This is a genomic window from Acinetobacter sp. ESBL14, from assembly GCF_036668815.1.
GTDB classification, from domain to species: Bacteria; Pseudomonadota; Gammaproteobacteria; order Pseudomonadales; family Moraxellaceae; genus Acinetobacter; species Acinetobacter gyllenbergii.
The window spans coordinates 1058362-1072100 of record NZ_JAZEVS010000001.1; the positions used below are offsets into that span (position 1 = coordinate 1058362).

14 protein-coding genes and 1 pseudogene are annotated in these 13739 nt (G+C 40.2%); 9 read left to right on the top strand and 6 right to left on the bottom strand.

Features of this window, described 5'->3' with window-relative positions:
- The first annotated feature begins 36 nt into the window (after positions 1-36).
- The 5 genes and pseudogenes from V6E90_RS05020 to V6E90_RS05040 all read left to right on the top strand — a co-directional run bounded on the left by V6E90_RS05020 (position 37) and on the right by V6E90_RS05040 (position 4362).
- A complete protein-coding gene (locus V6E90_RS05020) occupies positions 37-993 on the top strand; it encodes an ABC transporter permease (RefSeq protein WP_332604692.1) in 957 nt (318 codons plus the stop codon).
- Entirely contained in the window at positions 983-1939 is a 957-nt protein-coding gene (locus tag V6E90_RS05025) for an iron chelate uptake ABC transporter family permease subunit (protein ID WP_332604693.1), read from the top strand. Before V6E90_RS05020 ends, V6E90_RS05025 begins: the two co-directional genes overlap by 11 nt.
- A complete protein-coding gene (locus V6E90_RS05030; RefSeq protein WP_332604694.1) occupies positions 1930-2694 on the top strand; it encodes an iron ABC transporter ATP-binding protein in 765 nt (254 codons plus the stop codon). The genes V6E90_RS05025 and V6E90_RS05030 overlap by 10 nt, the downstream gene beginning before the upstream one ends.
- 9 nt (positions 2695-2703) lie before the next feature.
- Positions 2704-3657: a siderophore ABC transporter substrate-binding protein gene (locus V6E90_RS05035; protein ID WP_016539834.1), complete on the top strand. Its 954-nt coding sequence runs from the start codon at positions 2704-2706 to the stop codon at positions 3655-3657.
- 95 nt (positions 3658-3752) lie between these two features.
- Positions 3753-4362: pseudogene (locus V6E90_RS05040) on the top strand (DUF2238 domain-containing protein).
- 21 nt (positions 4363-4383) lie between these two features.
- Here V6E90_RS05040 and V6E90_RS05045 read toward each other — a convergent pair.
- Positions 4384-5604, bottom strand: coding sequence for an MFS transporter (locus V6E90_RS05045; RefSeq protein ID WP_332604695.1), 1221 nt, complete (start codon positions 5602-5604; stop codon positions 4384-4386).
- Between the two features lie 194 nt (positions 5605-5798).
- Here V6E90_RS05045 and V6E90_RS05050 point away from each other — a divergent pair, with 194 nt between their 5' ends.
- Positions 5799-6590 (top strand): DUF4198 domain-containing protein, encoded by a 792-nt coding sequence (locus V6E90_RS05050; RefSeq protein ID WP_332604696.1) that lies wholly within the window; start codon positions 5799-5801, stop codon positions 6588-6590.
- 51 nt (positions 6591-6641) lie between these two features.
- On the opposite strand, the gene V6E90_RS05055 is transcribed toward V6E90_RS05050, so the two are convergent.
- Positions 6642-7328 carry an epoxyqueuosine reductase QueH gene (locus V6E90_RS05055; protein WP_065342166.1) on the bottom strand — a complete coding sequence of 229 codons (687 nt, stop codon included), beginning with the start codon at positions 7326-7328 and terminating at the stop codon, positions 6642-6644.
- A gap of 251 nt (positions 7329-7579) precedes the next feature.
- On the opposite strand from V6E90_RS05055, the gene V6E90_RS05060 reads away from it, so the two are divergent.
- Positions 7580-8500, top strand: a complete 921-nt coding sequence (locus V6E90_RS05060; protein WP_167539922.1) for a LysR family transcriptional regulator — start codon at positions 7580-7582, stop codon at positions 8498-8500.
- Positions 8501-8585: 85 nt separating this feature from the next.
- Here the strand turns inward: V6E90_RS05060 and V6E90_RS05065 are convergent, their stop codons facing one another.
- A complete protein-coding gene (locus tag V6E90_RS05065; protein ID WP_004653942.1) occupies positions 8586-9041 on the bottom strand; it encodes a DUF441 domain-containing protein in 456 nt (151 codons plus the stop codon).
- A 182-nt stretch (positions 9042-9223) separates the two neighbouring features.
- Positions 9224-10078, bottom strand: coding sequence for a hypothetical protein (locus V6E90_RS05070; protein WP_016539840.1), 855 nt, complete (start codon positions 10076-10078; stop codon positions 9224-9226).
- 447 nt (positions 10079-10525) lie between these two features.
- Here V6E90_RS05070 and V6E90_RS05075 point away from each other — a divergent pair, with 447 nt between their 5' ends.
- Positions 10526-11086, top strand: a complete 561-nt coding sequence (locus V6E90_RS05075; RefSeq protein ID WP_332604697.1) for a TetR/AcrR family transcriptional regulator — start codon at positions 10526-10528, stop codon at positions 11084-11086.
- A 51-nt stretch (positions 11087-11137) separates the two neighbouring features.
- Here V6E90_RS05075 and V6E90_RS05080 read toward each other — a convergent pair whose 3' ends face one another.
- On the bottom strand, positions 11138-12061 hold the full coding sequence (locus tag V6E90_RS05080; RefSeq protein WP_332604698.1) for a hypothetical protein: 924 nt from the start codon (positions 12059-12061) through the stop codon (positions 11138-11140).
- Positions 12062-12124: 63 nt separating this feature from the next.
- Positions 12125-12904 (bottom strand): ferredoxin--NADP reductase, encoded by a 780-nt coding sequence (locus tag V6E90_RS05085; RefSeq protein WP_332604699.1) that lies wholly within the window; start codon positions 12902-12904, stop codon positions 12125-12127.
- A 100-nt stretch (positions 12905-13004) separates the two neighbouring features.
- Here V6E90_RS05085 and tsaA point away from each other — a divergent pair, with 100 nt between their 5' ends.
- Positions 13005-13736, top strand: coding sequence for a tRNA (N6-threonylcarbamoyladenosine(37)-N6)-methyltransferase TrmO (gene tsaA, locus V6E90_RS05090; RefSeq protein ID WP_332604700.1), 732 nt, complete (start codon positions 13005-13007; stop codon positions 13734-13736).
- Positions 13737-13739: the final 3 nt, after the last annotated feature.

Genomic DNA, 13739 nt, shown 5'->3' on the forward strand with positions numbered 1-13739 from the left:
ATTTTAAGTTTGCGCATCCTATGAAGTTCTCCCAACATGATTAAGCGGCGTTATCTGATTTTATTATTGCTTCCATTGGCATTTATTTCCTTATTTGTTGGTGTCGGTGAGATGAGTCTTGCGGGTTTGTGGGCTGGTAATCCTCATGAATGGCAATTGTTCTGGACCAGTCGTTTACCGCGTCTCATGGCAATTATTGTGGCAGGTGCGGGCCTGAGTGTCTGTGGCTTGATTATGCAATCCCTTAGCCGCAACCGTTTTGTTTCTCCAACCACTGCTGGTTTGTATGATTGTGCCCGTTTAGGCGTCTTGGTTTCGATTATCTTGCTGCCGAGTGCTTCAATCTTTGTCAAAACAGGCTTTGCGATTGCCGTGACACTGATGGGTGCAATGGCCTTTATGAGCATTTTGGCGACCCTCAAGCATCGAGATACGGTCTTTGTTCCACTGGTGGGCATGATTTTCGGCAGTATTATCTCGGCCTTTACCACCTTTATTGCCTTGCAAATGGATCTATTACAAAACTTGGCAGGTTGGTTGCAAGGTGATTTTTCCACCATTTTAAATGGTCAGTATGAGCTGATCTACCTCAGTGTGCCTGTATTGATCCTGATCTATGTCTTTGCCAATCGTTTTGTCTTGGCAGGCTTAGGACAGGATTTTGCCACCAATTTAGGGCTGAATTATAAACAGACCTTATTTTTGGGCTTGCTACTTGTTTCGGTGATTACAGGCGTAGTGATTGTGACCGTTGGTGCAATTCCTTTTCTTGGACTAATCGTACCGAATTTGGTCAGCTTATATCTAGGCGACAATATCCGCCGAACCTTATCACATACGGCGCTCCTCGGTGCTTTGCTGGTATTGCTTTGTGATGTTTTTGGCAGGGTGGTGATTTATCCCTATGAGGTCTCAGTGAGTTTGATTATGGGTGTTGTCGGCAGTGTGATTTTCCTGTGGTTATTGCTCAGGAGATATCGCTATGCCTCATAAAACCAAACTGATTGTTTTAGCCCTCTTGATGCTGCTGAGCATTGCCTTATATCTGGGTTGGAATTTAGGGATGGCATGGCAATATGCTCTCGGTCTGCGTTTAAAAACCGTTGCTGCCATCATCGTCGCTGGCGTCGCCGTTGGTGTTTCAACTTTGGTCTTTCATACCATTGTGAATAACCGAGTGGTGACACCGCAGGCTTTAGGGTTGGATAAATTATATGAATTGTCCAAGACAGCGATTATCTATTTCTTTGGTGCGAGCACTTTACTGTCACTCAACTTTGTTACCGATTATTTGATCAGTTTGCTGCTCATGGTCACGTTTGCCTTGTTGCTATATCGGTTTATTTTCCAAAAAGTTGCACAGCAAAATATTTATTTTCTGTTGTTGGTGGGGCTGATCTGTTCGACTTTATTCGACAATATGACCACATTCTTTCAGGTCTTGCTCGATCCTGATGAATTTCAGATTGCAGCCTATGCCGGTTTTGCCAGTTTTAATGTGGTGAAAATGGAAACGGTTGGACTGTCTTTGCTGACTATTGTGCCGATTCTGTTTTATAGCTTAAAGCACTATCACAAGCTGGATGTGATGGCGTTGGGACGCGATCATGCTCTAAATTTGGGTCTGGATTATGACAAGACCAGTCGCGTGTTATTGATTCTGGTGGTCTTGGCGCTGGCTTCAGCAACTGCTTTGGCAGGCCCGATGATGTTCCTTGGCTTGTTGGTACTCAACATTACCCTCGAGTTGTTCAAGACTCATCAGCATCACATCTTATTACTCGGCATTATTCTGGTCAGCATCCTATGTTTGATGATCGGGCAGTTCATCGTATTGCATCTATTGAATTTCAAAACCACGTTGAGTGTGATCATTAATTTTGTCGGTGGAATTTATTTCTTCTGGATATTACTGAAGGAAAATAAAAAATGGCAATAGAGCTAAAAAATTTAAGCAAAAGCTATCAGCAACAGCAGGTGGTACATGAGCTTTCACTAAGTATTGCCAAAGGACAGTTTACGGCGTTCATTGGCCCGAATGGTGCGGGCAAAAGTACGGTACTTTCGATGATGAGTCGCTTAATCGAGGCAGATCAGGGGCAAGTGTTGCTGGATGGGCAAGACTTACAGCAGATGAAAAGCGCTGAAATTGCGAAAAAGCTGGCCATCTTAAAACAATCCAACCATACCGAGCTAAGGCTCAGTATTGAGGATCTGGTGGCATTTGGTCGTTTCCCATACTCCCAAGGACGCTTGACCGTAGAAGATCGCAAGGTAATTGATCGCTCGATTGCCTATATGGATTTAGAAGCCTTACGGCAGCGTCAAATCAGTGAATTGTCAGGTGGTCAACGTCAGCGTGCTTATATCGCCATGATTCTGGCACAAGACACCGATTATATTTTGCTGGATGAACCTTTGAATAATCTGGATATGAAGCACTCTTCACAAATTATGAAGGTGCTAAAAGATCTGGCTGAAAATCACGGTAAGTCGATCATTGTAGTGATTCATGACATCAATTTTGCCTCAGTGTATGCGGATCACATTATTGCCATGAAAGAAGGGCAATTGGTCTATCAAGGTCATCCACAGCAGATGATGGATGAACGCATTCTCAAGGATATTTTCGATTTTCATATCCCGATTCAACAGGTTCAACAGCACAAATTAGGTTTGTATTTCATTAGTTAGGAGTTCGTTATGCTTTTCAAAAAAACATTGCCAGTCATGATGCTGAGTGTGGTCTTGGCTGCATGTGGTAATTCCAACACACCTTCTGCAACACAGGAAGGAAATACGGCTGCTGCACAGGATACGCATAGCTTCGAAAGTAAGGCGGGTCAAATCACGATTCCTGCAAATTTATCTCGAATTGCGGTATTGGATACCAGTGCTTTGAATACCATCCATGCTTTAGGCGCGGATGACAAAGTGGTGGCTTTACCCAAAGGCACCCCGTTGCCAAAAGTGCTGCAAGACTTTAATGAGGGTAAATATCTGGATGTCGGTACAGTCAAAGAACCAAATCTGGAAAAAATTGCAGCCAGCCAACCTGAATTGATTTTGATGAGCGGACGAATGGAAAATCTGGTGGCACAGATTAAACAGATTGCACCGACTTATTTTGTTGATGTGGACTATAACGATCAGTTCAACTCATTTAAGCAGCAAACCCTGAATATTGCCGAGATGGTGGGCAAAAAGCCAGAAGCGGAGCAACAATTACAAACTTTGGAAAAAGATATAGCCGCATTAAAAGCCAAAACTAAAGCTAAAACTGCTTTAGTGGTTCTGGTCAATAACAGCAAAATTGCGGCTTATGGGCCAGGTTCACGCTTCGGTAATATCCATGACCTCTATGGTTTTACTCCAGCAGATCCTTCAATCAAAGTCGGCTTGCATGGTATGGCGGTGTCGCATGAGTTTATTGCCCAGAAAAATCCTGATTATCTGTTTGTGATTGACCGTGGTGCTGCGATTACTGAAAATCAGCAAGGTGCCAAGCAGGTCTTGAATAACAAGATTATTAACCAGACCAAAGCAGCGAAAAATGGCAATATCGTCTATTTGGATTCAAGTAACTGGTACTTGATGAATAATGGCTTGGATGGCATGAAGGCGATGTTGAAAGAAGTGGCAGATGCGGTGAAATAAAAATTCAATCTGCTGATTTTATAACAAAAACCCGAAGGACTTCCTTTGGGTTTTTTATATGATGGAATTTAATAAATCACTACTTTTATAACATCATGCGTATTTCTTTATTGTATTTGGGCACGGCGATTTTAGCCATTTTGCTGCTGATTTCTGGAATTCAGCCTTTTGATCGAACCACGTGGTGGCTTGAAGTCATCCCCGTATTGATCGGCGGTCCCGTTATTATTTGCCACTTATAAAGCTTTTCCGCTCAGCCCTCTGTTATATGGACTTATTTTCTTGCATGCCGTTGTGTTGATTGTCGGTGGCGCGTATAGCTACGCATGCGTGCCTTTGGGTTTTGAAATTGCACAATGGTTGGGTTTAGAACGAAATCCATACGACAAGATCGGACATTTTATGCAGGGCTTTGTCCCTGCCATAGCTGCGCGTGAAATTCTGATTCGAAATCGTATTTTAAGCAAAGGCAAAATGCTCAGTTTTATTGTGATCTGTATTGTAATGGCGATTAGTGCGGGCTATGAATTGATTGAATGGGCCGCTGCATTGTCTTTGGGCCAAGGAGCCGAAGAGTTTTTGGGTACGCAAGGGGATGAGTGGGATACACAGTCAGATATGTTCTTTGCCTTGATTGGGTCGATCACAGCCTTATTATTCTTATCAAAATGGCATGATCGACAGATTGCAAAATTAATAGATTAAAACCCGTAGGTGAAACTGCCGTTAAGATGCAGCAGTTTCATTTTTCTGTGAATATCTGGCATAAGCCAGTGCAATTAATAAAATCGCCAATCCACCTAAACTTAAGACAAAACCAACCCAGATCGGTGCTAACCAACCCATATTATGACTTAGTACCCATCCGCCCAAGAACGCGCCAAGTGCATTGGCCAAGTTAAATGCCGAATGATTCAGTGAGGCTGCCAAAGTTTGTGCATCACCTGCGATATCCATCAAATGGGTCTGTAAAGCACCACCAAGACCGATCACGGTAAAGCCAATCAAGAATAAGGCGGCAATTGCGGTATAGAGATGAGACATCATAAAGCTGGCAGCGACAAAGGCGAGTGCCGAACTGATCAGAATGCCAATAATGGTTTTAAATAGATTTTTATCTGCCAACCAGCCGGCAACCAAGCCACCAATCACCATACCAATGCCCCAAATTGCGAGCGCTACAGGTACCACACGAATATCAGCATGGGTATATTCGGTTAGAATTGGTGAGACATAGCTATACACCGAAAACATGCCGCCAAAGCCAATTGCACCAACGGCAAGGGTCAGCCACATATTGATATTTTTTAAACCCGCCAACTCCGCTTTGATACTGGCAGTTTTCTGCAATGGGATATTGGGAACAAATAAACTGACACCAATGAGGGTAATAAACGCAATCACCGCAGAAAACTCAAAACCTGATTTCCAGCCAAATTGTTGACCCAGCCAAGTGGCAATCGGCACGCCAATGACATTGGCAATGGTGAGCCCCATCATCACCTGTGCAATCGCAGTTGCACGGCGCTGTTTGCCCGCCAGTTCAGCCGCAACTAAGGCTGCTACGCCGAAGTAGGCACCATGTGGAAAACCTGCAATAAAGCGAGACAACAGCATGGCTTCTGGTGTGCTTGCAAAAGCCGTCGCAGCATTGGCCAAGCCATAAAAAAGCATCAGGCTAAGTAAAAGCGTCTTACGTGGTACTTTTGCACCTAAAATCGCAATAATTGGTGCACCCACCATGACACCGAGGGCATAGGCGCTGATGAAATAGCCTGCATGCGGCACACTGACATTTAAATCGGTGGCGATTTCCTGAATCAAACCCATGGCCACAAATTCGGTGGTGCCAATACAGAAACTACCAACAGCAAGGGAGAAAATAACCAGAAATAAGGAATAATTGTGTGAAGGTGTGGAATCTAAGGGAGAGCTTGGTGAGGACATAATATTTCGAGTTAAAAAGTACCACCGTATTATATTCGACTCGCATTCAGAAAAGTGAAATAGAACACAATTTTTATCTCAACTGATTTGGAGAGACAGCATAAAAAATGATTAATTGAATGATAATTATTTTCATTTATGTATAATGCAAAACAGACGTTTTTTAGCTGAATTTTTATAAGGGTGGAAAGAGAGTGAAAAAATTATTGATCAGTTCATTGTTGCTTGCTTCAGCTTATAGCTTTGCTCATGAACCCTATGTTGCACCACTTGCATATACAACGGAACAAACCCAAGTTGCAATTATCTCGGGTTATGCAGAAGAAGCTTTGCAAAGTGAATATGCATTAAAAGATGCGAAGTTTGAGATTACCGCACCGAATAAAACTAAAACCACGATTGAGCCAGATTCTAAGCTCAGTTCGGCAACTGTATTTGACTTGAAATTGCCTGAAGCAGGCACTTATACGGTCAAAACCAGCGTCAGTTATCCATTGAAATATGTGCAAGATCAAAAAGAATGGAAAATGTTCTTTGATATGCCAGCAGACAAAGCGCCTGCAAAAGCTGAACGTGATTTTGTGATTCCTTCAGATTTAAAAGCGAAAAAATTTACACCTGTTGAAATTACCCGTGAATGGACATTTTTGACTTATGTATCTAAAGAGAAGAATACGCCAGTGCAGGCAAGCACAGCACCGATTCAAGTTGAGTTTTTAACCCATCCACGTGAGCTAAAGGCCAATCAAACCGTTAAAATTAAAGTTTCGAAAGCCAATCAAGCATTGACCAATGCTAATGTGGTCATTCGTGTTAAAGGTGCAACCGATAAACAAGGCATTAGCTTAAAGACTGCCGCAGATGGCAGTGCTGATTTAGTCTTTGCTCAAGCAGGTGAATATCTGATTGAAGTTAGCGAAGCAGTCGATGCGAAGCAAAAGCCAAGCAATCAGTTCTATAGCATCATCAGTGTTGCTGTAAATTAAGAAGCGGAAAGGCTAATTCATCTGAATTAGCCTTTTATTTCGAGGTCAATTTTATTGATTTGACTCATCATCCATTGCATTACTATAAAATTTCACACCCAATTGAATACGGTCACGACCATTGCTCATACGCCAGCGATTACTATCTCTAAGCGAATAAACACAACCACAGTATTCCTGTTGATAAAATTCTTCACGTTTGCTGATCTCTAGCATCCGTACTGCGCCGCCATGTTTACGCCAGTTATAATCCCAATATTGAATATTTGGATAATGTGCAGCGGCACGCAGACCACAGTCATTAATTTGCTGCATATTCTTCCAGCGAGAAATGCCCAGTGAACTACTGATCAGACTAAAGCCATGTTCATAGGCATATAGCGCTGTTCTTTCAAAACGCATATCAAAGCACATGGTGCAGCGAATGCCTTTTTCAGGCTCATTTTCCATGCCTTTGGCACGGGCAAACCAGTTGTCAGTGTCGTAGTCACAATCGATAAAAGGAATATTATGCTTTTCGGCAAAGCGGATATTTTCCTCTTTACGAATCAAATATTCTTTCACAGGGTGAATATTTGGATTATAGAAAAAGATCGAAAAGTCGATGCCAGACTCAATCAAGGTTTCCATCACTTCACCTGAACACGGCGCACAGCATGAATGCAGCAACAGTTTGTCGTGCCCTTCGGGTAGGCTGAGCATTTGACGTTCAAGCGTCTTTTGACTTTGTCGTGTCATCGTTAGCGCGGTCTGCAAAAGTGAATCGTCTATTGTAAAAGTTTTAAATGCTTATGGCAGTTCAATTCCATGAAATGTTCTCAGCTCAAGCTGAAAATTTTTAAATACCAAAAGCATCCGTGTATTAATAGCAATTGGTGTGTTGAGTTTTTAAACGAGTGTGAATGGGTAAATCATGAAATAAAGCCTATGTTGAGACAAACTAATTAATATCATGTTAAGATGAATTAAATTCAATAATGGTTGTGGTCGTGTTAGAACTTCGTCATTTAAAAACTTTAATTGCTTTAAGAGAGCACGGTTCCTTGGTATCTGCTGCAACAGATTTATGTCTTACGCCATCTGCAATTTCACATCAATTAAAAGAATTGGATCACTGGTATGGGGTAGAAGTGGTTAATCGTCGTAGTCGTCCGGTGAGCTTCTCCAATGTAGGTGAACGCTTACTTAAACTGGCAGATGATGTATTGCCACAGGTACAAATTGCGCAAACCGATATTACCCGTATCGTACATGGGCAAACGGGACGAATTATTTTCTCATCGGAATGCCATAGCTGCTTTGATTGGCTCATGCCATTACTCAATCAATATCGCCTGCAATATCCAGATGTGGACCTAGACTTTGCAGCCGGTTTTGAATCGAATCCACATGAGTTATTGCAAAATGCGGAATTTGATTTATTGATTACGGCTGACCCAATTGCGCTAAAAGGGATTGAATACTTCCCGATCTTTGAATATGAATCTCGTTTAGTACTTTCCAATACCCATCCATTGGTGCGTGCTGAGCAGGTTTCAGTCGAAGATTTAGCTGAAGAAACGCTGATCACTTATCCTGTTGATAAACATCGCTTGGATATCATGGCGCACTTGTTTATTCCTGCCAATATTCAACCCAAACATATTCGTACCACTGATCTGACCCAGATGCTAATTCAATTGGTTGCCAGTGGGCGTGGTATTGCCGCATTGCCTGACTGGGTGGTGAATGAGTATGAGCAAAAAGGCTGGGTGGTGAGTCGCCGTTTAGATTGTGTTTCGCCACAAGGTTTAAGACGAAAGCTCTACGCGGGTTATCGTAGTGAAGATAAGGAAAAGAATTACTTTGAAGGTTTTATTAAGCAGCTAGAAAAGTTTTCCAAGTTACGCACCGTATATTATGAACAGTAAGCGGCGATTGTTGGTTATCAGGTAGTGGCAGCACCACTACCTATTGACTAACGCGCGAGAAGCCTCTCTTTTTTAGTTTATCCGTTCATGACTTACCAATCAGCAAGGACAATATCCCTGCGGCAATCAGTGGACCAACAGGAACACCTCTCAATAGCGCTACACCTGCCACGGTTCCAATCAAAAGCCCTGCAACCACATCGGGTTGATTACTCATCAGTTTAACGCCACGACCACCCAGCCAAGCCACCAATAATCCAACTGCAATTGCAGCTAATGACTTAATACTAATAAATGATTTGAGGATGCTTTCACCACTGATTTTGCCGCTTGCGATGGGTGCAAGGACACCGATGGTCAGGATGATAATGCCAATATTCAAACCATGATTTTGAATATAGGGGAAAAACTGATTCAGAGGAGTCAATTTAACCAAGATCAGACAAGCAGCTGCGATCGTTACTGCCGTGTTTTGACTAAAGATACCGCAGCCTAATAAAACAAGCAGAACCAATAAGTTGACATCAAATTGTGAAAACATGTGCGAAACGTTTGCGGGGAAAGAAAGTTGAATTATATCGTAAATAGTCGCTAACTTCGGTTAAATTCATCTTAATAGCAGAGGAGAAGATTTTAACATTGATGCCTTTGCAGATTCTCCAAGGCATTAAAAAAGCCATCTTTCAACTAAAAAGTTGAAGATGGCTCGTTGTGCGAAAGAAATTAAGCCAGTTTTTTGAATGTTCCATAATAGGCAATTTGTTCATCCCAGAACTGTTCCCATAAATCACAGTATTCAAGACAGATTTGGCGGATCGACGCATATTCAGATTCAACACAAGCTTGCGCCAACACGAACCATAAATCGTCCTCATGATCATCATCTGCAGCTTCTGCTGAGGCATCATGTGAAACACCATGTACATAGTAATAACCGCTGTCGACATCAAACCCAACAGCTTTGGTTGCCTGACGTAAGGCTGGACTAAATAAAATTACTTCTTCTTCGGCCACAGCCAATAATGCTGAAACGGCTTGATAGCTATGGAATGCATTTTCCAGATAACTACGAACACGTTGCGAAATGAGCGACGGTTGATAGTCATTACGTTCTGCTTGACTCAGTTCAAAGTCATTTAACACGTCTTCAAATAGTGGATAATGGGCATATTCAGGGTTGCCTGAATAGTATCCTTCTTCGTCTAAACCTGGGCGGAAACCGAATTCATCCAGAATATTAAGATTAAGTAAAAAACGAGGGAACATTTTAGAACCTGATAATAAACGCGGCTCTAGTTGCTTGGTTTGAAATTGTGCCATCAATAATGCATCCGTAAATACTTGTACGATGGCATGGCGATATTCTAAATGAATGTGTTTTAAGGTTTCTTTATCAATAACACCGTCATTTAGAAGTTGAATAGCTGGATGACGTGAAACAGGGTGATTTGAAATTTCTGCACGTAATTGTTTCAGAAAGTTCAAGTTCTTGTTCCATTGTTCAGTAGAAATACTATTCTTCATTCCTTCAATAGCTTTCTGTCTTGGGTCGTTAAAGTTTTCAAATTTTTTAGGCATAGTTTTGTACTCGATGAATTAATAATATTATTGCTTTTCCAATTATTTACTTAGATTTTCTTTGGTTGCTTATGAATATAACTATTAGTTCAACCAAACATCTTTTTATTGGATGATTTAAATATAAAATGAATTTTTTGTGAAATCAATTTATTAAGTCGGCTAAAAAATAGTAAGAAAGTTTATGAATTAACTTAACTGTAAGCAAACAGTGAATTGCTTCACGTTAAAAAGAAATATTTTAAAAATAGAAAGATTTTTTTACAAATGATCTTGTATGTAGACTGATTTTTACATACCCTATAAGAGGAACAATAAAGAAAATGCGACTTTTCTATAATGCTCTTAAAATAACATAACATACATAGTGGCCAGAACTTTCCAGCATGTAAACTATGTCTAAATAATGCATTAAGTTTTTTGATAGAATTCTACAAGGATAATAAAATGTCAAAAAAAGAAGATATTATTGCAACGGCTCTAGACCTTTTTAACCGTCATAACTACAGCTCTGTGGGTGTGGATCGAATTATTAGTGAGTCGAGTGTTGCCAAAATGACTTTCTACAAATACTTTCCATCCAAAGAGAACTTGATCGAAGAATGCTTGTCTCGAAGGAATAAAAGTATTCAGGCGGCTATTGAACATGAAATTAGCTTAATTGCAGAAGAGGATTATTTAGGAAAAATTAAGGCAGTGTATTTTTGGCATTTGTCTTGGTTTAATTCAGATGATTTTCATGGCTGTATGTTCCAAAAAGCTTCTTTAGAAATTCTACAACAATATCCCTCAATTATTGGGCCAATTGTCGAATATCGAGAGTGGTTAATGGCTTTGGTGGAAGATTTGTTTGAAAAGGCTAAAGTATTTCAACCTCACGTGCTGACTGCAATGTATATTAATATTTTAGATGGTATGACCGCTTATGCAAAAGTGAATAAGGATCATGCTCAAATCGAAGAGTGTTGGTATTATATTGAACGTTTGATTCATTTAGAAGCAGCTTAGCTTAAATAACAGTGTCATCCTTATAAGTTATAAAAAGATGACACTGTTTTATCATTGGTCCTTAACAGTAATGAGAGGTATTTTTCGAAAATTACGCCACCAGCGAAATAAGAAAAAATGATTCCATGTTCTTTGGAAAAATAAACTAAATTCTTCGGCTAATATATTTTCTTGTATTTCATTTTTTTCTAATTGATCTAAATCTAAAATTTGTAATGAAAGTTCAGAATCTTTTATAACTGCTGATAACTCCAGTGTTAATAGCTGTTTATATTGTTTGAAACACGAAGATGGGCAATCAAGTGTGATGTAAAGTATATTCCCAAGACCCCAACACCAAATTTTTTCAATTTCGGGGTGCTCTAAGCCAAAACTATAAATGAACTGTCTAAATTGGCGGTGATTTAAGTGGCGTGACCAGAGTTCTTCACTTAAATTGGAATCTTGGCTTGATAATGCGGTAAATGCTATTTTTCTTAAAATCTCAATATCATCCTTAAATAAACTAATAAATGCACTCTGTTGTCGGTCTAAAAAGAACTGTTGATGAATATCATTAGGAAATGAAATAGAGATGATGGTATTTTCATATTTTTGTTGTATGGCTGGAAAAATATTGAAAATAATTTTGCCAAGTTCAAGATTGATACATTTAAACTCAGCGTTTGAGAGCGCTTCTTGCATTTCAACAGTGGGTTGAAATGCATAAGTTGCAATCACATAGGTTGGATGGGAGATACCCTGATCATCTTTTAGCTCTAAAATATGAATGTGAGGGCTAATCTGACTTTCGTTGATACCTTCTATTGCTTGTATGGATAAATACAGGGAAAATGATAAGACCAATTCAAAGTTTTCATAAAACCAAACCAGTGCCTGACTACGTTTTTCAGTGTTCTCATCATTAAAGTCATAAAAAAACTGCATGATATTTTTATAGTCTTCAATATTTATCGTTGAATCTTGAGTTGTCATCAATGGATTTTCCTTTTTTAATTATAAAAAAAGGTGCTTAAAGCACCTTTTTAATGAAAAAATTTATTTTTCAACAAATGCACGTTCAATCACATAGTCACCCATCACGCCCATACGAGGTGATTCAACCAGACCATGTTCATCAAGCAGTGCTGCAACATCTTTAAGGAAGGCAGGGCTACCACAGAGCATGGCACGGTCAGTTTCACGGTTAAAACGTGGTAAACCAATTTTTTCAAAAAGTTCGCCAGTTTCAATGGCTGTGGTCACACGGCCTTGAGTGTGGAACGGTTCACGTGTCACCGTTGGGTAGTAAACTAATTTGTCTTTGATGCCGAGTTCTTCAAAGAACTCGTGGTTCGGAAGTTCATTTAAGATCAAATCTTGGTAAGCAAGTTCTGATACATAACGTGTACCGTGAACCATAATTACTTTTTCAAACTTTTCGTAAGTTTCAGGGTCACGAAGTAGAGAAAGGAATGGAGCAAGGCCAGTACCAGAAGATAAAAGGTATAAATTTTTACCTGGTAATAAATCGTCATGTACTAAAGTGCCTGTAGGCTTTTTAGAAATCAGGATTTCGTCGCCCACTTGTACTTTTTGTAAGATAGAAGTTAATGGACCGTCTTGTACTTTAATAGAGAAGAATTCGAGTTCTTCTTCATAATTCGCACTCGCGATCGAATAAGCACGCATTAAAGGCTTACCATTCACTTCAAGGCCGATCATCACAAACTGACCATTTTTAAAACGTAAGCTGGTGTCGCGTGTAGTTTTAAAACTGAAAAGCGTGTCATTCCAGTGGTGAACATAAGTAATGCGTTCAACGTTAAAAGCAGCCATTAAAGGTCTCGATCACAGTTAAAAGAAACAGATCGCTATTCTAATCTAAAATCATTCTCGATAAACTGAATATATTTAATTGTGTTTATAAGAAAAAGTGATGAGCAACTCAGTAGTCATGCCGATCATTGGCCATATGCATTCTCCTTATCGGGAGAAATTTGGTATCCCACGCCAGCCAAACCTCGTACAAGTCGAGTCCTATATAGAGATGGCGGAGCCTTATAACGATATTCTGGCTTTTGAAGGGATTGAAGATTTTAGTCATTTGTGGCTGCTATGGCAGTTTCATGAAAACAAAAATCAAGATAACTCTTTGAATCAAATGTCTAAATTTCGTCCACAGGTGCGTCCACCACGACTGGGCGGTAATCAGAAAATAGGTGTTTTTGCGACACGTAGCATGTATCGACCATCACCCATCGGCTTGTCGGTGGTACGTTTTCTACGTGTTGAAAAGCAGGCTAAAGCCGTTCGTCTCTATGTCATGGGCAGTGATTTATTACATGGCACACCGATTTTAGACATCAAACCGTATATCCAATATTCCGATTCGATTGAAGATTCGGTCAGTGGTTATGCCCAACAAGAGCCAGTACGTAAAATAGTAGCGTGGACGGAAACTGCTCAGTCACAGCAGCAACAGTTATTAAATGATGGGATTTTAAATAAAAAGATATTCGATGAACTGGAACAAGTGTTATCTTTAGATCCACGACCTGCGTATCAAGATGATGCTGAGCGGGTCTATGGGATGTGTTTTTCAGAATTGAATATTCGTTTTACAGTGGATGACCGGACTGTCACCGTAGTGGCTGTAGAGCAAAGCTAAAAA